Genomic DNA, 22,303 nt, shown 5'->3' on the forward strand with positions numbered 1-22,303 from the left:
GATGACGACTGCGGACGTCTCGGCCGCCCGCACGGGCGGCACCGGGAAGCCCCGGCCGGGGCCCGCCGGGTCCCGGCCGGGGAGGCGGCGGCCGCGGCTGCCGCCGAAGGCGCTGCCCTACCTGCTGCTGGCGCCGGCGGTCATCGCGGAGCTGATCGTGCACCTGGTCCCGATCGCCGTCGGGATCTGGATGAGCTTCAGGGAGCTGACGCTCTTCTACGTCCGCGAATGGTCGAAGGCGCCCGGCAACGGGTTCGAGAACTACCGGGTCGCGGTCGACTTCGACGGCGCGATCGGGGCGGGCCTGCTGCGCTCGTTCCTCGTCACGGTCGCCGTGACGGTGCTGGCGGTCGGGCTGTCGTGGCTGCTCGGCACCACCGCGGCGGTCCTGATGCAGGAGCGGTTCCGGGGACGCGGGCCGCTGCGCGCGATCTTCCTCGTCCCCTACGCGCTGCCGGTCTACACGGCGGTGATGACGTGGGCGTTCATGTTCCAGCGCGACACCGGCATGGTCAACCACATCCTCGCCGACCAGCTGCACGTCACCGGCGGCGACCGGCCGTTCTGGCTGATCGGCGACAACAGCTTCTGGGCGCTGGTCACCGTCATCGTGTGGCGCTCGTGGCCGTTCGCGTTCCTGGTCCTGATGGCGGGCCTGCAGAACATCTCCCGCGACCTGTACGAGGCGTCCGCGCTGGACGGGGCCGGGACGTGGCGGCAGATCCGGCACATCACCCTGCCGGCGCTGCGGCCCATCAACCAGGTGCTCGTGCTGGTGCTGTTCCTGTGGACGTTCAACGACTTCAACACGCCGTTCGTCCTGTTCGGCAAGGCGGCGCCCGACGGCGGCGACCTGATCTCGGTGCACATCTACCACGCGTCCTTCGTCACCTGGAACTTCGGGACGGGCTCGGCGATGTCGGTGCTGCTCTTGCTGTTCCTGCTGCTGGTCACGGCCGCGTACCTGCTCGTCACGTCGAGGCGGAGGCCCGCGCATGGCTGACACCCGCACACGCGGAAGGGCCTCCCGCCGGAGGCCGACCGATCCGCCGATGTCGTTCGTGTGGACGCGGCGGATCGTGCTGGCGCTGCTCACCGTGTTCACCCTCCTGCCCGTCTACGCGATGGTCAGCTCGTCGCTGAAACCGCTGCAGGACGTCCAGGGCGCGTTCCGGTGGATCCCGTCGGAGCCGACGATCCGCCCCTACATCGACATGTGGTCGACCGTCCCGCTGGCCCGCTACTTCGTGAACAGCGTGATCGTCGCCGGCGGCGCGACGCTCGCGTCCGTCGTGATCGCCATCGGCGCGGCGTACGCGGTGAGCCGCTACCGGTTCGCCGGGCGCCGGGTGTTCACGGTGACCGTGCTGTCCACGCAGATGTTCCCGGGGATCCTGTTCCTGCTCCCGCTGTTCCTGATCTTCGTGAACGTCGGGAACGCGACCGGCCTCGCCCTGTACGGCAGCCGCGGCGCGCTGATCCTGACGTACCTGACCTTCTCGCTGCCGTTCTCGATCTGGATGCTCGCCGGCTACTTCGAGTCGATCCCGCGCGAGCTGGACGAGGCGGCCCGGGTGGACGGCTGCGGCCCGGTCGGCGCGCTGCTGCGGGTGATCGTCCCGGCGTCGCTGCCCGGCATCGTCGCGGTGACCGTCTACGCGTTCATGACCGCGTGGGGCGAGGTGCTGTTCGCCTCCGTCATGACCAACGACCAGACCCGGACCCTGGCGATCGGGCTGCAGGGCTACTCCACCCAGCACGAGGTCTACTGGAACCAGGTGATGGCCGCCTCCCTCGTGGTGAGCGTCCCCGTCGTCGCCGGGTTCCTGCTGCTCCAGCGCTTCCTGGTGGCCGGCCTGACCGCCGGCTCCGTCAAATGACCCGTCTCGACGACCCAGAGGGAGACCCGTGCCCATCGACGACGACCTGACCGCGTTCGGACCCGGCTTCGCCTGGGGGGCGGCGACGTCCGCCTACCAGGTCGAGGGCGCGGCCGCCGAGGACGGCCGCGCGCCCTCCATCTGGGACGCGTTCTGCCGCGTCCCGGGCGCGGTCGCCGGGGGCGACACCGGCGACGTCGCCTGCGACCACTACCACCGCTGGCCCGAGGACGTGGCGCTGATGAAGGCGCTCGGCCTGCGCGCGTACCGGTTCTCGATCGCGTGGCCGCGGGTGCTGCCCGCCGGGGACGGCCCGGTCAACCCGGCCGGGCTCGCGTTCTACGACCGGCTCGTGGACGCGCTGCTGGAGGCCGGCATCGAGCCGCACGCGACCCTCTACCACTGGGACCTGCCGCAGGCACTCCAGGACCGGGGCGGCTGGCCGTCCCGCGACACCGCCGCGAGGTTCGCCGAGTACGCGTCGGTCGTCGCCGGGGCGCTCGGCGACCGCGTCACGTCGTGGGCGACGCTGAACGAGCCGATCTGCGCCGCGTGGATCGGCCACCTGCAGGGCGACATGGCGCCGGGCGTCGCCGACATCCGGGCGGCCGTCCCCGCCTCGTACCACCTCATGCTCGCCCACGGGCTCGGCGCGCAGGCCGTCCGCGCCGCCGCGCCGGGCGCCCGTGTCGGCATCGTCCACCTGCTCACCGACTGCGAGCCGGGCGGCGACCGGGACGAGGACGCCGCAGCGGCGCGCCGTGAGGACGGCCACCACAACCGCTGGTGGCTCGACCCGGTCTTCGGCCGCGGCCTGCCCGCCGACATGATCGAGGAGTACGGGGTGGAGCCGCCGGTGCGGCCCGGGGACCTGGAGGCCATCGCCGCGCCGCTCGACTGGCTCGGCGTCAACTACTACCGCCGGTCTGTGACCGTCGCCGACCCCGCCGGCCCGCCGCCGCGCACCCGGCAGATCACCCCGGCGGGGACGCCGCGCACCGGCATGGACTGGGAGATCCACCCGGACCGGCTGGCGAAGATCCTCGTCCGCGTCGCGCGGGAGTACGGGCCGCGCAGCGTCATGGTCACCGAGAACGGCTCCGCCTACGCCGACACGGTGACGCCGGACGGCGCCGTCCACGACGCCGAGCGCACCGCGTACCTGGAGGCGCACCTGGCGGCGTGCGCGTCGGCGATCCGCGCCGGCGTCCCGCTGGACGGCTACTTCGCCTGGTCGCTGCTGGACAACTTCGAGTGGGCGTACGGGTACGCGCAGCGGTTCGGGCTCGTCCACGTCGACTTCGCCACCCAGAAGCGCGTCGTCAAGGACAGCGGGCACCGCTACGCCGAGATCATCCGCGCGCACCGCGACCTCGCGACGGGCGCGGTCGCGGCCGGCGGGTAGGCCGGGGCGCCCGCCCGTCCGCCCGGCTCTCTAGAGTGTCGGCCAGGGCGAGGTGAGGAGGCCGGGTGGGCGGGATCCTGGTGGCCAACCGCGGCGAGATCGCGCTGCGGATCGTGCGGGCCGCGGCCGAGCTGGGCCTGCGGACGATCGCCGTCCGCACCCGCGACGACGCCGCCTCGGCGCACACCCGCCGCGCCGACGAGGTCCGCGCGCTGCCCGGCGAGGGCGTCGCCGGCTACCTCGACGCCGACGCGCTGCTCGCCGCCGCGAAGGACGCCGGCGCCACCGCCGTCCACCCCGGCTACGGCTTCCTGAGCGAGAACGCCGCGTTCGCCGCGCGCTGCGCCGCCGCCGGGCTGGTGTTCGCCGGCCCGCGCCCCGACCTGCTGGAGCTGTTCGGCGACAAGGCGCGGTCGCGGGACCTCGCGCGCGAGGCGGGCGTGCCGGTGTCGCCCGGCACCGGCGGCGCGGTGAGCCTCGCCGGCGCCGAGGCGTTCGCGCGCGAGCACGGGCCCGTGATGCTCAAGGCGCTCGCGGGCGGCGGCGGGCGCGGCATGCGCGTCGTCGCCGATCCGGCGGAGATGGCCGCCGCGTACGAGCGGTGCCGGTCGGAGGCCCTCAACTCGTTCGGCAGCGGCGACCTGTACGCCGAGAAGTACGTGCCGCGCGCCCGCCACATCGAGGTGCAGGTCGCCGGGGACGGGACCGGTGCGGTCACCCACCTGTGGGAGCGCGACTGCAGCGTCCAGCGGCGCCACCAGAAGCTCATCGAGATCGCGCCCGCGCCCGCGCTGCCGGGCGGGGTACGCGACGCGCTGCTGGACGCGGCGCTCCGCATGGCCGCCCGCGTCCGCTACGACAGCCTGGGCACGTTCGAGTTCCTCGTCGCGGGCGAGGAGTTCTGGTTCCTGGAGGCCAACCCCCGCCTCCAGGTCGAGCACACCGTCACCGAGGAGATCACCGGCGTCGACCTGGTGAAGGCGCAGATCAGGCTCGCGCTGGGGGAGGACCTCGCGGGCGTGGGCCTCGCCGCGCCGCCGGCCGCGTCCGGCTGCGCCGTCCAGGTGCGCGTCAACACCGAGACCATCGACGCCGACGGCACGCCCCGGCCCCGCGCCGGGACGCTCACCGCGTTCGCGCCGCCGTCCGGCCCCGGCGTCCGCGTCGACACCTACGGGTACGCCGGCTACCGCACCAGCCTGCGCTACGACCCGCTGCTCGCCAAGGTGGTCGCCCGCGCGGAGGACCTGCCGTCCGCCGCCGCGCGGGCGCACGGCGCGCTCGGCGAGTTCGAGATCGCGGGCGTGGCGACGAGCATCCCGCTGCTCCAGGGGATCCTGCGGCACCCCGAGTTCACGGCCGGCGGCGTGGACACCTCCTTCATCGCCGACCGCCTGCCCGGACTGCTGGAGAGCGAGCATCGCCGCTACTACCCGGAGACCGCGCGCGAGGCGGAGCCGGAGGCCGTCGCCGCGGTGGACGCGCCGCCCGGCACGATCGCCGTCCCCGCGCCGATGCAGGGGACGGTCGTGACCGTCGAGGTGGCCGAGGGCGACGCGGTGCGGGCCGGGGCGCCGGTGCTGATCCTCGAGGCGATGAAGATGGAGCACGTCGTCCGCGCGGGGCGGGCGGGCATCGTCCGGGCGCTGGCCGCCGCGTCCGGGGACACCGTCGCCGAGGGCGCGCCGCTGCTGTTCGTCGAGCCCGCCGAGGTCGGCGGCGACCACGCGGCCGAGGAGGACGAGGCCGACCTCGACGCGATCCGCGCCGACCTCGCCGAGACGCTGCGGCGGCACCGGACCGGCCTGGACGCGTCCCGTCCCGAGGCGGTCGCCAAGCGGCACGCGCGCGGCCACCGCACCGCCCGCGAGAACATCGCCGACCTGTGCGACCCCGGCACGTTCGCCGAGTACGGCGCCCTCGCGATCGCCGCGCAGCGGCAGCGGCGGCCCCTGGACGACCTCATCGAGCGCACCCCGGCCGACGGCATGGTGTGCGGCATCGGGGACGTGAACGGCGAGAAGGCCGTCGTCATGTCCTACGACTACATGGTCCTGGCCGGGACGCAGGGCCACCAGAACCACCGCAAGACCGACCGGATGCTCGACATCGCCCACCGCCGCCGCCTGCCCCTCGTGCTGTTCGCCGAGGGCGGCGGGGGACGGCCCGGCGACACCGACACGTCCTCGGTGTCCGGGCTGGACGTGACGACCTTCCACGCCATGGGGAGGCTCAGCGGCGTCGTCCCGTCCGTCGGGATCGCCTCCGGGCGCTGCTTCGCCGGGAACGCGGCCCTGCTCGGCTGCTGCGACGCCATCATCGCCACCCGCGACGCCAACATCGGCATGGGCGGTCCCGCGATGATCGAGGGCGGCGGCCTCGGCGTGTTCGCGCCCGAGGAGATCGGCCCGATCGGCGACCAGGAGCCCAACGGCGTCGTCGACATCGCCGTGGCCGACGAGGCGGAGGCCGTCGACGCCGCCCGCCGGTACCTGTCCTACTTCCAGGGCGCACAGGAGGAGTGGGCGTGCGACGACCAGCGCGCCCTGCGGCACGTCGTCCCGGAGAACCGGATGCGCGCCTACGACGTCCGCCGCGCCGTCGCCCACCTCGCCGACACCGGCTCGGTGCTGGAACTGCGCCGCGCGTTCGGGATCGGGATCATCACCGCGCTGGTGCGGATCGAGGGCCGCCCGATGGGCCTCATCGCCAGCAACCCCGCGCACCTCGGCGGCGCCATCGACCGCGACGCCGCCGACAAGGCCGCCCGGTTCCTGCAGTTGTGCGACGCGCACGGCCTGCCCGTCGTGTCCCTGTGCGACACACCCGGCTTCATGGTCGGCCCGGACGCCGAGCGGACCGCGACCGTCCGGCACTTCAGCCGCCTGTTCGTCATCGGCGCGAACCTGCGCGTCCCGGTCGTCACGATCGTGCTGCGCAAGGGCTACGGGCTCGGCGCGCAGGCGATGGCGGGCGGCGGGTTCAAGGCGCCGCTCGCGACCCTCGCCTGGCCCACCGGCGAGATCGGCGGCATGGGGCTGGAGGGCGCCGTCCGGCTCGGGTTCCGCAAGGAGCTGGCGGCCGCCGAGGACCCGGGGGCGCTGTTCGAGCAGATGGTCGCCGCCGCCTACGAGTACGGCAAGGCGCTGCACGCGGCCACGGTGTTCGAGCTGGACGACGTCATCGACCCTGCCGACACGCGCCGCTGGATCACGACGGTGTTCGCTGGAGCCCCGCCCGCCGGGGATCGTCCCCGGCCGTGGATCGACACGTGGTGACCTCCCGGTAGGCGTCCCGCACCCGGGGGTCGGCGCGGACCTCCGCCGGCGCGCCGGCCGCGATCACCCGGCCGCCGGCCAGCACGTGCAGGACGTCGCAGACCCCGAGCACCGGCTCCAGGTCCCGCTCGGCCACCAGCACCGCCAGGCCCTCGGCCGCCAGGTCGCGCAGCAGCACCTCCAGGGCCCGCGCGTGCCGCGCCGGCATCCCCGCCCACGGCTCGTCCAGCAGCAGCACCGCCGGCTCGGCGGTGAGCGCCCGCGCCAGCCCGGTCAGCAGCGCCACGCCCGGCGGCGCCGACCGCGCGCACCGCTCCGCGTACTCGGCGATGCCGACGCGGGCGAGGATCTCGTCGGCGCGCGGTCCCGCGTCCCGCCGGGCGTCCAGCCGGCGCCGCCACCGGTCCCGCGCCGTCCGGCCCGGGTACTCGCGCGCCATCGCGTGCCGCGCGGCGGCGGTCCGCACGCTCTCCCCGACGGTGCGCGACCCCGCCGGACGCGGGGACGTGCGGGCGATGCCGCGCCGGGCCCGCACGCGCGCCGCGCTGCCGGTCAGGTCGGCGTCGCCGAGCCGGACGGTGCCGGCCGCCGGGCGGCGCAGCCCGGTGATCACGTCGCACAGCGTCGTCTTGCCCGCGCCGTCCGGGCCGACCAGCCCCGTCACCGCGCCGGGCGGCGCGGTGAGCCCGGCGCCGTCCACGGCCGTCAGCCCGCCGAACCGGACCGTCACGCCGCTGACCTGAAGCCCTGCTGGAGCAGCCATCCGCACCTCGCGGCTCACTGTGATGTGTATCACTCGCGGATGCACACCCTACTGACGCGCGGGGACGGCGGCAACGGCCCCGCTCAGGGCGCCGGGGGCTCCAGCCGGTCGCGGGCCCACTCCTTGACGCCGGCGAGGAACGCGTCGACGTCGGCGGCCTTGCCGGACGCCATCTCGTCGAACCAGCCCGGCACGTACTGCTCGAACCTGCCGCTCTCCAGGGCCGCCAGGACGGCGTCGGCGACCTGCCGCGGCGGCAGCGCGTCCGACACGTCGCTCAGCGGCGGCTCGTTGCCGGGCAGCGTGAACAGCTCGGTGCCCGCGATGAGCGCCGGCTGGATCACGTGGGCCTGCACGCCCGTGCCGTCCAGGTCGACCGCCATGCTCTCCCAGAACGCGGTGAGCGCCGCCTTGGACGCCCCGTAGGCGCCCTCGTGCGGCGGGCCGAGCCGCGCCGCGACCGACCCGATCGCCACCAGGTGCCCGCGCCCGCGTTCGATCATGCCGGGCAGCAGCGCCAGCGTGAGCCGCACCGGGGAGGAGTAGTTCAGCCGCATCACGTCCTCGGCCTCGGCGGGGGACAGGTCCTGGACGCGGCGCCGCTTCGGCATCCCCGCGTTGTTCACCAGCACGTCCACGCCGCCGAACGCGCGCTCCACCGCCTCCGCCAGCTCCCCGATCCCGCCGAGGTCGCCGAGGTCGGCCGTCCACATCGCCGAATCGGGGGAGTGCTCGCGGCACCGGGCGAGGACCTGCTCCAGCCTGTCCTCGCGCCGCGCCACCAGCCCCACGCGGGCGCCGGCGGCGGCGAGCGCCTCGGCGACGACCGCGCCGATGCCGGACGAGGCCCCCGTGACCACTGCCGACCGTCCAGTCAGAGACACCATGCCGCCCAACGTCACACACCGCGGCCCGGCCGGGCAAGGCGAAGCGCCGCCGGTCCCGCGCATCGGCCGGTAAGGTAGTGGGTTTCGCCCTCGCCCGCCCTCTCACCGCCGGAGGTCTGCCCGCATGCCCGCCGAAACCGCCGACGCCGACGCCGGTACCGGTGAACCGGAGATACTGGCCGCCGAACGCGCCCACCTCGCCGAGTCCCGCGCCGCGCTGCGCCGGATGCGCGAGCACGCCGAGGGCCTGTCCGCCGACGTCGCCGCCGACTGGGTCTCCAAGCAGTTCCTGGAGTCGCTGCTCGACCAGCGGATCGCCGCCCTCGCCGACCAGCCCGGCACCCCGCTGTTCTTCGGCCGCATGGACCGCGACGGCGACGCCGGCCCCGACCTGCCCGCGATCATGTACGTGGGGCGGCGGCACGTCCACGACGGCGACGAGGGCCGCCCGCTCGTGCTGGACTGGCGCGCCCCCGTCTCCCGCGCGTTCTACCAGGCCGGGCCCGCCGACCCGATGGGCTGGCGGCTGCGCCGCCGCTTCGGTTTCCAGGCCGGCGAGCTGACCGCGTTCGAGGACGAGCCGCTCGACGGCGCGGACCTCGGGCCGTCCAGGATCCTCACCGACGAGATCGAGCGGCCCCGCACCGGGCCGATGCGCGACATCGTCGCCACCATCCAGCCCGACCAGGACGCGATCGTCCGCGCCGGCCTGCCCCGCACGGTGTGCGTGCAGGGCGCGCCCGGCACCGGCAAGACCGCCGTCGGCCTGCACCGCGCCGCCTACCTGCTGTTCACCCACCGGGAGCGGCTGTCGCGGTCCGGCGTCCTCATCGTCGGCCCGAACCGGGCGTTCCTCGCCTACATCTCGGCGGTGCTGCCCGCGCTCGGCGAGGTCAGGGTAGAGCAGGCCACCATCGACGACCTGCTCGGGGCGGCGCCGGGGGAGGAGCCGGCCGCGGTCGCCGCGGCCAAGGGCGACGCGCGGATGGCGGACGTCCTGCGCAGGGCGCTGTGGCTGCACGTCCGCAAGCCGGAGGAGGGCCTGGTCGTCACCCGCGGCGCGGCCCGCTACCGGCTCGCCGACCACGAGGTCCGCGAGATCGCCGCGGGCCTGCGCGGCACCACCCGCTACGGCGCCGGCCGCGCCGCGTTCGCGCAGCGGCTCGCCCACCGGATCCTCGTGCTGATGGAGCGGCGCGGCGAGGCGCCCGACGACCGCGTCCAGGACCAGGTCGCGCGGAGCCGGCCCGTCAAGGAGGTCCTCGACGCGGTGTGGCCGAAGGTGACCGCCGAGCAGGTCCTGCACCGGCTGCTGTCGGACGCCGCGTTCCTGCGGAGCGCGGCCAGGGGCGTCCTGGACGACGGCGAGCAGGACGCGGTCCGGTGGGCCAAGCCCCCGCGTTCCCACCGCTCCGCCACATGGACGGCCGCCGACCGCGCCCTCCTCGACGAGCTGAACGACCTCATCGAGCGGACCGCCTCGCTCGGCCACCTCGTGGTCGACGAGGCGCAGGACCTGTCCGCGATGCAGCTCCGCGCGCTGGGCCGCCGCTGCGGGACGGGCTCGGCGACCGTCCTCGGCGACCTCGCCCAGGGCACCACCGCCTGGTCGGCCCGGTCCTGGAAGGAGGTGCTCACCCACCTCGGGCAGGACGGGGACGTCACCGAGCTGACCCTCGGCTTCCGCGTCCCGGGCACCGTCCTCGACTACGCGGCCCGCCTGCTCCCGCACATCGCGCCCGGCCTGGAGCGGCCCCGCTCGCTGCGGCCCGGCGCCGGCGCACTGCAGGTGCGCCGCGTGCCCGACGTGCGCGCCGCCGCCGCCGGCGCCGTCCGCGCGGCGCTGGCCCGCCCGGGGTCGGTCGGCCTGATCGTGCCGGACGCGGGCGCGGACGCGCACGCGGCGGCCCTGGCGGCGGCCGGGCTGGAGCACGAGGTCCTCGGGCCGGAGTCCGACGGCACCGCCCGGCTGCTGGTCGTCCCCGCGACGCTCGCCAAGGGCCTGGAGTACGACCACGTGATCGTCGCCGAGCCCGCCGCCATCGCCGCCGCCGAGGCGCGCGGCCTCGCGCGCCTCTACGTCGTGCTGACCCGCGCCGTCACGTCCCTGACCGTCCTCCACCGGGACGACCTCCCCGCCGAACTGGCGATGCCGTAGCAGGCGGGCCTGCCGCAGCCGGTGGGCCTGTCGCACCCGGTGGGTAGGGTGCGCCCGTGTTCACCGAGACCGCCGACCTGCCCGCCGCCCCGCCGTTCGACCTCGGCCCGTCCCTGCGGTTCGTGGGCGGGTTCCCGCCGACGTCCGGGGAGCAGGCGATCGGCGGTGGCGCGCTGACCAAGGCCCTGCGCGCCCGCGGCCGGACCGTCGTGGCCCGGGTCGTCCAGGCGGGCGGCGGTGTCCGCGCCACCCTGCACGCGGCCGAACCGATCGCGCCGGACGTCCGCGACGCCGCCGCCGACCGGATCCGGTTCTACCTGAGCCTGGACGACGACCTCACCGCCTTCTACGCCATCGGGCGCGACGACCCGGGCTTCGCGCCCGTCATCGACCGGCTCCACGGGTACCACCAGGTCAAGTTCCCCACGCCGCTGGAGAACCTGGTGTGGGCGATCCTGTCGCAGCGCGCCCCGAGGGCCGCCGCGGCGAAGGGCAAGCGGGCCCTGGCCGCCGAGTTCGCCGACCGGCTGACCGTGGACGGCACCGAGTACACCGCGTTCCCCGACATCGACCAGCTCGCGTCCCTGGCGGAGGCCCGCGTCGCCGAACTCGCCGGGGACCGGCGGAAGGGCCGCTACCTGCACGGCGCGTTCCAGGGCTGGGCCGAGACCGACGAGGGCTTCCTGCGCACCGGCCCCTACGGCGAGGTCAAGGACTTCCTGCTCGGCCTGCCCGGCGTCGGCCCGTGGTCGGCGAACTTCATCCTGATCCGCGGCCTCGGCCGGATGGACGAGACGCCGGTCGAGAAGGCGCTGCTCGGCGCGGCGTCCCGCGCCTACGGCCGCGCCCTCACCGAGGCCCGGCTGCGCGAGCTCGCCGCGCGGTACGGGCCGTGGCAGGGCTACTGGGCCCACTACCTGCGCGCCGCCGCCTGATCCCGGCAGGCGTGCGGGCGCAGGCCGTCGAAGGCGATCCGCAGGACGTCCTCGCGGGCCCCGGCGCGCCCGGCGGCGTAGGACAGGCCGGCCAGCAGCGCCATGACCTGGCCCGCCCCGATGTCGCGGCGCACGGCCCCGGCCTCCTGAGCCCGTTCGAGCAGGGCACCGAGCGCCGCCCGCAGGCCGGGCCCGGCGGCCCCGGTGGCCCGCCGCGCGTCGACGCCGGCCTCGGCCAGCGCCTCGGTGACGGCCTGCTTCGCCGCCGCCCGGGAGACCACCCGGGAGAAGAACCCGAAGAACGCCGCGCCCGGATCGGCGGCCGACCGCAGCTCCCGCGCCTCCGCGGCCAGCCGCTCCAGCAGCGCGACCAGCACGGCCTCCAGCAGCGACTCCTTGGTCGGGAAGTGCCGGAACACCGTGCCGATCCCGACCCCCGCCTTCCGCGCGACCTCCTCGGTGGAGGCGGAGGTCCCCTGGACGGCGAAGACCTCCTCCGCCGCGGCGAGGACCTTGGCGCGGTTGCGCAGGGCGTCGGCGCGCGGCGGCCTGCCGGACGCGGGTGAGGTCATCGCGGCCTTCCGTTGACAAGTGGAGTCTGGGCTCCGTATTTTCTCATACGGAGCACGGACTCCGATTGTAGGGGAGTGTGTCATGTCCGAGTTCGCCAGCCCCCGGGCCGTCTTCCAGCGGCTCCTCGACGGGGTGACCGCGCGGCGGCCCGAGTCGCTGCCGCGGCTGTACGCGGAGGACGCGGTGGTGGTGCACCCGTTCGCCGATCCCGCCCTGCGCCTGGAGGGCCGCGCGGCGCTGCGCGAGCACTTCGCCCGGCTGGAGACCCTCCCGATGGAGATGACGGTGCGCAACGTCCGGGTCCACGAGACCGCCGACCCGGAGGTCATCGTCGCCGAGTTCGACTACGAGGGGCGCAACACCGAGACGGGCCGCGCGTTCGTCGTCCCGAACATCTTCGTCCTGCGCGTCCGCGACGGCCACATCGTGGAGTCCCGCGACTACCACGACCACCGCGGGCTGGCCCGGGCGCTGGGCGGCGGTCGACCGGGCGGCGGTTGACTGGGCGTCCCGGGGGTTCCTAGGCTGGACGGGCCATACCGACCGGTTGGTATGTTCGTTGCGGGCGGCCCGGCCGCCGCCCGCCGCCCCGCGCGGAGGTTCGCCCTGTGAGCACAGCACCGCCCGACGCCGACGAGCTGAGCAGGCGGGTCGGCGAGTTCCTCGCCGTACACGACCCCTCGGCACCGGAGCCCCTGGAGTTCCTGCGCGCCCGGTTCGACGCCGGGCTCGCCTGGGTCCACTACCCCGAGGGGCTCGGCGGGCTCGGCGCCCCCCGCCACCTGCAGCCCGCCGTCGACCGGGCGTTCGCCGCGGCCGGCGCGCCGACCAACCACCCCGAGCGCAACGGCATCGGGCTCGGCATGGCCGCGCCGACCGTCCTCGCGTTCGGCACCGAGGAGCAGAAGCGCCGCTTCCTGCGCCCGCTGTGGACCGGCGAGGAGGTGTGGTGCCAGCTGTTCAGCGAGCCCGGCGCCGGGTCGGACCTCGCCGCGCTCGCCACCCGCGCCGTCCGCGACGGCGACGCCTGGACGGTCAACGGCCAGAAGGTCTGGACGTCCATGGCCCACGAGGCCCGCTGGGCGATCCTCGTCACCCGCACCGACCCCGACGTCCCCAAGCACCGCGGCATGACCTACTTCGTGTGCGACATGACCGCGCCCGGCGTCGAGGTCCGCCCGCTGCGGCAGATCACCGGCGAGGCCGAGTTCAACGAGGTGTTCCTCACCGACGTGCGGATCCCCGACGAGCACCGGCTCGGCGAGGTCGGGCAGGGCTGGCGGGTCTCCACCACCACGCTGATGAACGAGCGGGTCGCGATCGGCGGCAACGCCGCCCCGCGCGAGAGCGGCATGATCGGCGTGGTCGCCGCCCTCTGGCGGGACCGCCCCGAGCTGCGCACCCCCGGCCTGCACGACGCCCTGCTGCGCGCGTGGGTGGAGACCGAGGCGGCCCGGCTCACCGGGGCGCGGCTGCGCCAGCAGCTCACCGCCGGGCAGCCCGGCCCCGAGGGATCGGGCGCCAAGCTCGCCTTCGCCGAGCTCAACCAGAAGGTCTCCGGCCTGGAACTGGAGATGCTCGGCGAGGACGGCCTGCGCTACGACGACTGGACGATGCGCCGCCCCGCCGAGGTCGACTTCACCCGCCGCTCGCCCGGCTACCGCTACCTGCGCGCCAAGGGCAACTCCATCGAGGGCGGCACCTCGGAGATCCTGCGCAACATCATCGCCGAGCGCGTCCTCGGCCTGCCCGGCGAGATCCGCGTCGACAAGGACGTGGCGTGGAAGGACCTGCCCAAATGAGCGACCTGCTGTACTCCGAGATCGAGAACGACCTGCGGGCGGGCGTCCGGGAACTGCTCGACGACAAGGCGCCGTGGACGTCCGTGCTCGCCGGGACCGAGAAGGACGAGCCGTACGACGCGGCGCTGTGGCGGGCCGTCGCCGGGCAGCTCGGCTGCGCCGGGCTGCCCGTCCCCGAGGACCTCGGCGGCGCCGGCGCCGGCTGGCGGGAGACCGCCGTGGTCATGGAGGAGCTGGGCCGGTCCGCCGCGCCCGTCCCGTTCCTGACCAGCTCGGTCATCGCGACGGCCGCGCTGCTGGCCGCCGGGGAGCGCGACCTGCTGCCGGAGCTGGCCGCCGGGGAGAAGATCGCCGTGCCGGCCGTGCCGTTCAGCGCCGGTCCCGGCGACGCGCCCGCGACCGTGCGGGCCGCGGACGGGACGCTGACCGGCGAGGTCACCAGCGTCGCCGACGGCATGGCCGCCGACGTGCTCCTCGTCCCGGCCTCCGGTGCGCTGTACGCGGTGGAGGCCGCCGACGCCCGCCGCACCGCCGTGACCTCGCTCGACATGACCCGGCGGCTCGCCGACGTCGCCTTCTCCGGCGCGCCGGCCCGGCGGGTCGCGGACGCGGAGGCCGTGCGGGCCGGCCTGCTGACCGGCGCGGCGATGCTGGCGTCCGAGCAGCTCGGGCTCGCCGAGCGCTGCCTGGACGACACCGTCGCCTATGTGAAGACGCGCTTCCAGTTCGGCCGGCCGGTCGGCTCCTACCAGGGGCTCAAGCACCGCCTCGCCGACCTGTGGACGTCCATCACCCAGGCCCGCGCGGTGGCCCGGCACGCGGCGTCCTGCGTCGCCGCCGGCGACGAGGACACGCCGATCGCGACGGCGGTCGCGCAGGCGCACTGCTCGGCCGTCGCGCTCAAGGCGGCCGAGGAATGCGTGCAGATGCACGGCGGCATCGGGTTCACCTGGGAGCACCCCGCGCACCTCTACCTGAAGCGCGCCAAGGCCGACTCCATCGCCCTCGGCACGCCGGACCGCCACCGCGCGGCACTCGCGGACCTGGTCGGCCTGCCCCCGGCCTGACGCCCGCGCGGACGGCCCCGGGTCTGGCGGGGCCGTCCGGTCAGCCGGTGATGACGGCCAGGATCCGGGTGCCCTCCGGGAACGCGCCGCGCCCGGCCAGGGCGAGGACGCCGAACATCATCTTGGCCGTGTAGATCCGGTCGAGGACGATGCCGTGCCGGCCGGCGAAATCGTCGATGAAGGCGTCCAGCTCCGGGGTCCGCCTGGCGTAGCCGCCGAAATGGAAGCCGTTCTCGACGTGCCAGTCTCCCCGCCGTCCGCCGTAGGTCTCGCGCTGGAGCCGCTCCACCTCGCCGTCCATGAAGCCGCCCTTCAGCACCGCGAACCCGACGGCGCGCTGACGCGGGGCCAGGCCCGCCGCCAGGCCGGCGAGCGTCCCGCCCGTCCCGCAGGGGCAGCAGACCACGTCGAAGCCGGGCACCTCCGCGCCGAGTTCCGCGCAGCCCCGGACGGCGAGCGCGTTGCTGCCGCCCTCGGGCAGCAGGTGGAAGCCGCCCCATCGCTCGCGCAGGGCCGCGATGACGTCCTGCTCGTGCTTGCGCCGGTAGGCGGCGCGGTCCAGGTAGGCGAGGCGCATGCCCATCCGCGCGGCGCAGGCCAGCGAATCGTTCAGCGGCAGATGCTCCTCGCCCCTGATCACGCCGATCGTCGCGAACCCGAAGAGCCGCCCCGCCGCGGCCGTCGCGCGGATGTGGTTGGAGTAGGCGCCGCCGAACGTCAGGACCGTCCCGTGGGCGCGGGCCGGTCCGAGGTTGTGCCGGAGCTTGCGCCACTTGTTGCCCGGCAGCTCCGGGTGGATCAGGTCGTCCCGCTTCAGGAACAGCCGGAGGCCGCGCCGCGCCGCGCGGTCGTCGGCCAGCTCCACCACGGGCGAGGACGGTGCGGGCGGGGTCAGCGGGCCCGGGGTCATCGCGGGCGGGGTCATCGGGGCGGCGGCAGCCGGAGCCGCTCGCGGAGCGTCCGCTGCACCTCGTCGATGCCCGGCCGGGCGTCGACGGTGACCACGTACTCCTTGCGGCCGAACAGCTCCAAGACGGGGTCGGTCTTCTGGTGGTACTGGCGCAGCCGCTCGGCGAGCGCCTCCTCGGTGTCGTCCTCGCGGGTCACCAGCTCGCCCCCGCACACGTCGCACCGCCCCTCCTGCGTGGGACGGTCGGCGATCAGGTTGTAGTCCATCCCGCACCGGGCGCACAGCCGCCGGCCCAGCACCCGGCGGCGGACCTCCGCGTCCGGCAGGTCGAGATGGATCACGCCGTCGATGTCGTAGCCCTCCAGGAAGAACTCGGTCTGCCGCCGGCTGCGCGGGAACCCGTCGATGACGAACCCGTAGTTCCAGTCGTGCTGGTCCAGGCGCTCCCGGACGACGTTCTCCGCGAGGTCGTCGCCGACCAGCTCACCGGCCGCCATGATCCGCCGGACCTGCGCGCCGAGCTTGGTGTGGCTCTTGACGTGCCAGCGGAAGATGTCCCCGACGCTGATGTGCACGAGGTCCAGGTCCCGCGCGAGCAGGCCCGACTGCGTCCCCTTGCCGCTGCCGATGGCGCCGATGATCACGTACTTGCGCATGGGGCAAGCCTATGCGCGGCGGCGCGGTCAGAGCGGGAGCCGCAGCCGCCGGCCCAGCCTGCGGAACCGCGAGCCCGGGACGTGGCCGGGCGATTCGTCCGCCACGGCGAGGCCCTCCAGCAGCGTCTCGAACGAGGGCTGCCGGACGCACACCAGCGTCGCGCGGGCCCGGCGGGCGCAGTGCAGCCGCACCGACGGCCGCAGCAGCCGGGAGAACGGGCCGCGGGTGCCCTGCCCGACGACCAGGATGTCGTCGTCGCCCGCGAGTCGCACCAGTGCCGCGCCCGGCTCGCCGACCAGCGCCAGCGCGGTCAGCTCCACTCCGCCGGGCGGGCCGCCGGACACCTCGGTGAGCAGCCGCGCGATGAGCTCGGCGCCGGAGGCGCGCAGCGCCTCGGTGATGCCGCAGCCGAGCTGCCCGGCCGCCGACACGTGCGGCGGCAGCGGCGCCGCGTGCGCGACCAGCAGCGGCAGCCGGCGCAGCCGCGCCGCGCCGATCGCCCAGGAGAGCGCGCAGCGGGCGCCCGCGGAGTCGTCCACCCCCACCACCACGCGGGGGCCGCCCTCCGGTCTCGCGATCACGATCCCTCCTGTGCCGCCGGGTGCCAGGTAGTTTAGGCATACCCGTTCCACGACGGGAGTGCCACGTTTGGGAAACCCCGGTTTCCGATAAGGGCGTGGCCCCTGGACCGGCCGCCGCCCGGCGCGGCACACTGCCGGTATGGGCACCCCGCACGAGACCGACCCGTCCTGCGCCGTCGCGCACGGCGACGCCCCGCCCGCCGCGGCGGAGCGCACGCTGGTCGCGGTGTTCGCCGGCGCGGTCGCCGACCACCTGCTGCGCTACGGCGCCGACCTCGGCTACCGGACGTTCCTCGTCGACCCCGACAAGGACCGCGACGGGCTGACGGACCTGCCCGCCCTCGACGGCACCGCCGACGTCATCGTCACCGACCACCACCGCGCCGAGCTCGGGCCCGTCCTGCGCGACGTGCTGACGCAGCCCGTCCGGTGGGTCGGCGTCATGGGCAATCCGCGGCACCCCGCGCCGCACATCCCGGCGCTCACCGAGCTCGGCGTCCCGGCGGGCGACATCGCCCGGGTGCACCGCCCCATCGGCCTGAACATCGGGTCCAAGTCCCCGGCGGAGATCGCCATCGCCACCCTCGCCGGGCTGATCGCCGATCGCAACGGCCGCCCGGGCGGCTTCGAGTTCTAGTGCGCGCGGTCGCCTACGACGCCTTCGGCGCGCCGCCGTCCGTCCGCGAGCTGCCCGACCCGCCGGTCCCGGCGGGCGGCGCGGTGATCCGCGTCGAGGCCACCGGCGTCTGCCGCAGCGACTGGCACGGCTGGCGGGGCCACGACCCCGACATCCGCGCCTTCCCGCACGTCCCCGGCCACGAACTGGCCGGCACGGTCGCCGAGACCGGCGCGGGCGTCGCCCGGCACCGTCCCGGGGACCGGGTCACCGTCCCGTTCGTCTGCGCCTGCGGCCGCTGCCCGTCCTGCGCGTCGGGCGACCAGCAGGTGTGCGAGTCCCAGACCCAGCCCGGCTTCACCCACTGGGGCTCGTTCGCGCACTACGTCGCGATCGAGAACGCCGACGTGAACCTCGTCGGCCTCCCCGACGAGATGTCGTACACGACCGCCGCCGGGCTCGGCTGCCGGTTCGCGACCGCGTTCCGGGCGGTCACGGCGCAGGGCGGCGTCACCGCCGGCCAGTGGGTCGCCGTGCACGGCTGCGGCGGCGTGGGCCTGTCCGCCGTCATGATCGCCGCCGCGGCCGGCGCCCACGTCGTCGCGGTCGACGTCGCGCCGCAGGCGCTGGAGCTGGCGCGCCGCTGCGGGGCCGCTGCGGTCGTCGACGCGTCCGGTCACGACGACGTCGCCGCGGCCGTCCGCGACGCCGCCGGCGGCGGCGCGCACGTCTCCCTGGACGCGCTCGGCAGCCCGGCGACCGCCCGCGCCTCGGTCGAGTCGCTGCGCCGCCGCGGCCGGCACGTCCAGGTCGGCCTGCTGCCGCCCGGCGCGGGCCGCGCCGACCTCCCGATGGACCGGGTCATCGCCTGGGAACTGGAGATCGCCGGCAGCCACGGGATGGCCGCGCACGCCTACGCCCCGATGATGGAGCTGGTCCGCGCCGGCGCGCTGCGCCCCGAACTCCTGGTGGGCCGCGTCCTGCCCCTCGACGACGGCCCCGCGGCCCTCACGGCGATGACCGGCCCCGGCATCACGATGCTCGAACCTCACCGGCAGGGCGGGTCGAAGGGGGCGGACGGGAGGTAGCGGCGCCATTCCGGCTCGGTGATCGGGGTGCCCGCGGTGGCGCAGACGTGCGCGGCCACCTCCTCCGGGTCCAGGTTCCACAGCCTGACCTCGCGTCCCACGCCGGCGGTGACCAGGAGGGGGCGGGCCGGGACGGCGACGTCGATGTAGACGGCCTCGGCCGAGGCCGCCAGGGTCGCGAGGGCGCGCGGGCCGGACGGGTCCGAGGTGTCCCACAGCCAGACGGTCCCGTCGCCGCCGGTCGCCGCGAGGACGCCGTCCGGGCCGTAGGCGAGGGAGTAGATGTAGTTCGCCGGCCCGGTCAGGCGGTGCGGGAGCGGACGCGGGCGCGCCCGGTCGCGGACGTCCCACAGGACCACCGTGTTGTCCGCGCCGGCGGTGGCGAGGGTGCCGCCGTCCGCGCTGAACGCCGCGGCGAACACGTAGCCGCCGTGACCGGTGAGCGCCGGGCCGAGCCGGACGGGGCGCCGGGGGTCGGCGACGTCCCAGAGGAGGACGGTCCGGTCCGCGGTGCCGTAGGCGAGCGTCCGGCCGTCCGGGCTGAACGCGGCCTGGTAGGTGTAGTTGGTCGCGCCGGTGAGCACGGCGGCCCGCGCCGGCCGGTACGGGTCCGCCACGTCCCACAGCCAGACCTTCTCGTCGTCGCCCGCCACGGCGAGGACGCGGCCGTCCGGGCTGAACGAGAGCCCCTCCACGAGACCGCCGGGGCCGGTGAGCCCGGCGGGGATCGCGACGGGGCGGCCGGGGGAGCGGACGTCCCACAGCCGCGTCGCGCCGCCGGTGGTGCCGATCGCGAGCGTCGCGGCGTCCGGGCTCAGCGCGGCGGCCCCCGACGCCGTGCCGGGGCCCGCCGCCCGCTCGATCACCGGGCCGAGCGGGGACGGGCGGCGCGGGTCGGCCACCGACCACAGCCGCGCGGTGCCGCCGGCGCCCGCCAGCGCGAGGACCCGGCCGTCCCGGCTCAGCCCGGCGGCGAAGACCCCGCCGCCGGGGCCCTCGATGACCGGGCCGGGGACGTCCCAGATCCGGGCCGCGCCGTCGGCTGCGGCGGTCGCGAGCGTGCCCGGGCGCGGGAACGCCACGGCCGTCACCGGGCCCGGATGCGGCAGGCTCGCGGTGAGCGCCCGCGTCGCGGTGTCCCAGATCCAGACCTTGCCGTCGGAGCTAGCCGCGGCGAGCGACCGGCCGCCGGGCGCGAACGCCAGCCCGTTGACCCAGCTCTTCGGCCCGGTGAAGGGCTCGCCGGCGGGGGACCGGTCGGCCGTCCGCCAGAGCCGGACCCGCCCGTCGGCGCCGCCCGCCGCGAGCGTCCGGCCGTCCGGGCTGAACGCCAGCGCGTAGACGGTCCGCTTCCCGGCCGCGAGGGGACGGCCCGCGCGCTCGCGGCGGGCCAGGTCCACGAGCTGGATCGTTCCGTCGGAGAACCCGGCGGCGAGCGTCGAGCCGTCCGGGCTGAACGCCGCGCTGTGCGCGGGAACCGGGCCCGCGGCCAGCACCCGGCCGCCCGGCCGCGGGGCGGCGGTGTCCCAGGCCCGGACGGTGCCGTCCGCGCTCGCCGCGGCGAGCGTCCGGCCGTCCGGGCTGAACGCCACCGCGTAGACGGTGCCGCGCGGCCCGGTCAGCGCGCGTGGAGCACCGCCCGGCGACCACATCAGCAGCGTGCCCCCGCCGCCCCCGGCGGCCAGCGTCCCGCCGTCCGGGCCGAACGCCACGCTGTACACGGTGTCGGGGAACCCGCGCACCGGGTCGCCGGCCGGGACCGGGCGGCCGCGGTCGGCGACGTTCCAGAGCCGCACGGTCCGGTCGGCGCCGCCGGTCGCGAGCGTGCGGCCGTCCCCGCTCACCGCGACCGCCTGCAGCACGCCGCGGGCGCTGACGATCCGGGTCGCGGCGGGGCCGGCGTAGGCCCCCAGCAGGCTGGCGCGCGCCTCGGGGGTGCGCGCCACCCGGTAGGCGGCCAGTGCGGTCTGCCCCGCCAGCGCGGCGTCCTTGCCGCGCAGCTTCCCCGACTCGATCGCGACCTGCCGCGACACCGCGATGTCGCGCTGCACGTCGGCGGTGTGCCGCTGGCGCAGCGTGACCGCCGCCAGCCCGAGCGCCAGCAGGGACACCGCCGACAGCACGGCGATCAGCCGCCGGCCGCGCCGGACCAGCCGCCGCGCCGCCCTCGCCTCGGCGTCCCGCTGCCGCACCGACGCCTCCAGGAACCGCCGCTCCCGCTCGTTCAGCGCGGCGCCGCGGCGCGGGTCGGCGGCCAGGTCCGCGGCCTCGGCGAGCCACGCCCCGCGCAGCAGGGTGCCCGGGTCGCGGCCCGACTCCTCCCACGCCTCGGCGCCCGCGGTGAGCCGGCGGTGGGTGCGCAGCCCCGCCCGGTCGGCCTCCAGCCAGGCGCGCAGCCGCGGCCAGGCGGACAGCAGCGCCTCGTGCGCGATCTCGACGCCGTCGGCGCGGGCGGTGACGAGGCGCTGCGCGACGAAGAGGCCGAGGACGTCCCGCGCCTCGTCCCCGAGTTCGCGCTCGGCCACCCGGCGCCGGGTCACCCCCGTGTCGTCGGCGATGTGCACGAGCCGCCCGAACAGCCGCCGCGCGACGAGGCGGTCCTCCTCCGCGAGCCCGAGGTAGACCTCCTCGGCCGTCGCGGCCACCGCGCCCTCGATCCCGCCGCCGTCGCGGTAGCCGGCGATGGTGAGCACCCCCTGCCGCCGCCGCTCCCACGTCGACAGCAGCGCGTGCGACAGCAGCGGCAGCGTGCCGGTCTCGTGGGCGGCGCCGGTCCGCGCGCCGGCCGCCGGGCTCATCTCGCGCAGCAGCAGGTCGGCCAGGCCGGGCTCCAGCTCTAGCCCGGCGCGCTGCGCGGGCGCGACGATCGCGCGGCGCAGCTCGTCCTGGTTCATGGGGGCGACCACGACCTGGCCCGTCTGCAGCACCCCGGCCAGTCCCGGATGCCGCAGCGCCCGCCCGTAGAAGTCGGCGCGCAGGGCGAGCACCACGGCGGCCGGCAGGCCGAGCAGCGCGGCGATGAGGTCCGCGGCGTCCTCCTCGGACCGGCCCGTGAAGACCTCCTCGAACTGGTCGACGATCACGACCGCGGGGCCAGTCCCGCAGAGCCCGGGGACCTCGGCGGCCGCGATCCCGCCGGCGGTGCGGAGCACGACCTCGGCCTCCCCGCGCAGCGCTGGGACGAGGCCGGCGCGCAGCAGTGACGACTTGCCCGCCCCGGACGGCCCGGCCACCACCAGCGCGCCCCGGCCCCGCAGGTCCCGCACGCGGCCGGCCAGCGCCGCGGTCAGCTCCTCCCGGCCGAAGTACCAGGCGGCGTCCTCCTGCTCGAAGCGGGCGAGGCCCCGGTACGGGACGACCGCCGGCCGGCGCCCGGGGCTCCGGCGGACCCGGCGCAGCGCCTCCAGCCACAGGGCGACGGCCGCCGCGTCGGTGACCCCGCACGCGCGCAGCAGTTCCGGGAGCCGCGGCGGCCGGAGCGGCGGCAGGTGCCGGCCGGAGAAGTACCCGCCGGCGCTCGCGTCGGGCATCCCCGCCCGCCGCGCGACCTGCCGGACGGTCAGGCCCGCGGTGTCCCGCAGCAGCGTCAGCTCCCGCGCGAAGTCCTGCCGGGTGACGATCCGGCGCGGGTCGGGGGTCTGCGCGCCGTCACCGGACGGGGCGTTCGGCGCCATCTGAACCTCCACGGCGGGACCGGCATGGT

General features: G+C 76.2%; 18 protein-coding genes. 11 read left to right on the forward strand and 7 right to left on the reverse strand.

Features of this window, described 5'->3' with window-relative positions; genetic code table 11:
• Position 1 precedes the first annotated feature (1 nt).
• The 4 genes from ABZ806_RS22270 to ABZ806_RS22285 all read left to right on the forward strand — a co-directional run bounded on the left by ABZ806_RS22270 (position 2) and on the right by ABZ806_RS22285 (position 6,563).
• Complete coding sequence (locus ABZ806_RS22270) at positions 2-1,003, forward strand: carbohydrate ABC transporter permease (RefSeq protein ID WP_500219268.1); 1,002 nt, start codon at positions 2-4, stop codon at positions 1,001-1,003.
• 49 nt (positions 1,004-1,052) lie between these two features.
• Positions 1,053-1,880, forward strand: coding sequence for a carbohydrate ABC transporter permease (locus tag ABZ806_RS22275; protein ID WP_500219269.1), 828 nt, complete (start codon positions 1,053-1,055; stop codon positions 1,878-1,880).
• Between the two features lie 28 nt (positions 1,881-1,908).
• A complete protein-coding gene (locus ABZ806_RS22280) occupies positions 1,909-3,285 on the forward strand; it encodes a GH1 family beta-glucosidase (RefSeq protein ID WP_500219270.1) in 1,377 nt (458 codons plus the stop codon).
• Between the two features lie 65 nt (positions 3,286-3,350).
• Positions 3,351-6,563: an acetyl-CoA carboxylase family protein gene (locus ABZ806_RS22285; protein ID WP_500219271.1), complete on the forward strand. Its 3,213-nt coding sequence runs from the start codon at positions 3,351-3,353 to the stop codon at positions 6,561-6,563.
• On the opposite strand, the gene ABZ806_RS22290 is transcribed toward ABZ806_RS22285, so the two are convergent.
• Together ABZ806_RS22290 and ABZ806_RS22295 are read right to left on the reverse strand one after the other, a co-directional pair.
• The gene (locus ABZ806_RS22290; protein ID WP_500219272.1) at positions 6,496-7,326 is read right to left on the reverse strand and encodes an ABC transporter ATP-binding protein; all 831 of its coding nucleotides are present in this window, start codon (positions 7,324-7,326) and stop codon (positions 6,496-6,498) included. The genes ABZ806_RS22285 and ABZ806_RS22290 overlap by 68 nt on opposite strands.
• Positions 7,327-7,409: 83 nt before the next feature.
• Positions 7,410-8,213, reverse strand: coding sequence for an SDR family NAD(P)-dependent oxidoreductase (locus ABZ806_RS22295; RefSeq protein WP_500219273.1), 804 nt, complete (start codon positions 8,211-8,213; stop codon positions 7,410-7,412).
• A 124-nt stretch (positions 8,214-8,337) separates the two neighbouring features.
• On the opposite strand from ABZ806_RS22295, the gene ABZ806_RS22300 reads away from it, so the two are divergent.
• On the forward strand, positions 8,338-10,371 hold the full coding sequence (locus tag ABZ806_RS22300) for a HelD family protein (RefSeq protein ID WP_500219274.1): 2,034 nt from the start codon (positions 8,338-8,340) through the stop codon (positions 10,369-10,371).
• A gap of 56 nt (positions 10,372-10,427) precedes the next feature.
• Positions 10,428-11,306, forward strand: a complete 879-nt coding sequence (locus ABZ806_RS22305; protein WP_500219275.1) for a DNA-3-methyladenine glycosylase family protein — start codon at positions 10,428-10,430, stop codon at positions 11,304-11,306.
• On the opposite strand, the gene ABZ806_RS22310 is transcribed toward ABZ806_RS22305, so the two are convergent.
• Positions 11,285-11,878 (reverse strand): TetR/AcrR family transcriptional regulator, encoded by a 594-nt coding sequence (locus ABZ806_RS22310; RefSeq protein ID WP_500219276.1) that lies wholly within the window; start codon positions 11,876-11,878, stop codon positions 11,285-11,287. The genes ABZ806_RS22305 and ABZ806_RS22310 overlap by 22 nt on opposite strands.
• Positions 11,879-11,960: 82 nt before the next feature.
• Here ABZ806_RS22310 and ABZ806_RS22315 point away from each other — a divergent pair, with 82 nt between their 5' ends.
• The 3 genes from ABZ806_RS22315 to ABZ806_RS22325 all read left to right on the forward strand — a co-directional run bounded on the left by ABZ806_RS22315 (position 11,961) and on the right by ABZ806_RS22325 (position 14,748).
• Positions 11,961-12,380: a nuclear transport factor 2 family protein gene (locus ABZ806_RS22315; RefSeq protein WP_500219277.1), complete on the forward strand. Its 420-nt coding sequence runs from the start codon at positions 11,961-11,963 to the stop codon at positions 12,378-12,380.
• 107 nt (positions 12,381-12,487) lie between these two features.
• On the forward strand, positions 12,488-13,681 hold the full coding sequence (locus tag ABZ806_RS22320; protein ID WP_500219278.1) for an acyl-CoA dehydrogenase family protein: 1,194 nt from the start codon (positions 12,488-12,490) through the stop codon (positions 13,679-13,681).
• Entirely contained in the window at positions 13,678-14,748 is a 1,071-nt protein-coding gene (locus tag ABZ806_RS22325) for an acyl-CoA dehydrogenase family protein (protein WP_500219279.1), read from the forward strand. The genes ABZ806_RS22320 and ABZ806_RS22325 overlap by 4 nt, the downstream gene beginning before the upstream one ends.
• A gap of 40 nt (positions 14,749-14,788) precedes the next feature.
• Here ABZ806_RS22325 and ABZ806_RS22330 read toward each other — a convergent pair whose 3' ends face one another.
• The 3 genes from ABZ806_RS22330 to ABZ806_RS22340 are packed head-to-tail and all read right to left on the reverse strand — an operon-like array spanning position 14,789 to position 16,896.
• Positions 14,789-15,673, reverse strand: coding sequence for a 1-aminocyclopropane-1-carboxylate deaminase/D-cysteine desulfhydrase (locus tag ABZ806_RS22330; protein ID WP_500219280.1), 885 nt, complete (start codon positions 15,671-15,673; stop codon positions 14,789-14,791).
• The gene (locus ABZ806_RS22335; protein ID WP_500219281.1) at positions 15,670-16,314 is read right to left on the reverse strand and encodes an adenylate kinase family protein; all 645 of its coding nucleotides are present in this window, start codon (positions 16,312-16,314) and stop codon (positions 15,670-15,672) included. Before ABZ806_RS22335 ends, ABZ806_RS22330 begins: the two co-directional genes overlap by 4 nt.
• Before the next feature lie 27 nt (positions 16,315-16,341).
• Positions 16,342-16,896 carry a universal stress protein gene (locus ABZ806_RS22340; protein ID WP_500219282.1) on the reverse strand — a complete coding sequence of 185 codons (555 nt, stop codon included), beginning with the start codon at positions 16,894-16,896 and terminating at the stop codon, positions 16,342-16,344.
• Positions 16,897-17,035: 139 nt separating this feature from the next.
• Between ABZ806_RS22340 and ABZ806_RS22345 the strand changes: the two genes are divergently transcribed.
• Together ABZ806_RS22345 and ABZ806_RS22350 are read left to right on the forward strand one after the other, a co-directional pair.
• The gene (locus ABZ806_RS22345) at positions 17,036-17,533 is read left to right on the forward strand and encodes an XdhC family protein (RefSeq protein WP_500219283.1); all 498 of its coding nucleotides are present in this window, start codon (positions 17,036-17,038) and stop codon (positions 17,531-17,533) included.
• Positions 17,533-18,600, forward strand: coding sequence for a zinc-dependent alcohol dehydrogenase family protein (locus tag ABZ806_RS22350; protein WP_500219284.1), 1,068 nt, complete (start codon positions 17,533-17,535; stop codon positions 18,598-18,600). The genes ABZ806_RS22345 and ABZ806_RS22350 overlap by 1 nt, the downstream gene beginning before the upstream one ends.
• On the opposite strand, the gene ABZ806_RS22355 is transcribed toward ABZ806_RS22350, so the two are convergent.
• The gene (locus ABZ806_RS22355; RefSeq protein WP_500219285.1) at positions 18,561-22,274 is read right to left on the reverse strand and encodes an nSTAND1 domain-containing NTPase; all 3,714 of its coding nucleotides are present in this window, start codon (positions 22,272-22,274) and stop codon (positions 18,561-18,563) included. The two genes, ABZ806_RS22350 and ABZ806_RS22355, sit on opposite strands and share 40 nt — an antisense overlap.
• Between the last annotated feature and the right edge of the window lie 29 nt (positions 22,275-22,303).

Origin of the sequence: Spirillospora sp. NPDC047418, from assembly GCF_040643275.1 — a bacterium.
Lineage (GTDB): Bacteria > Actinomycetota > Actinomycetes > Streptosporangiales > Streptosporangiaceae > Spirillospora.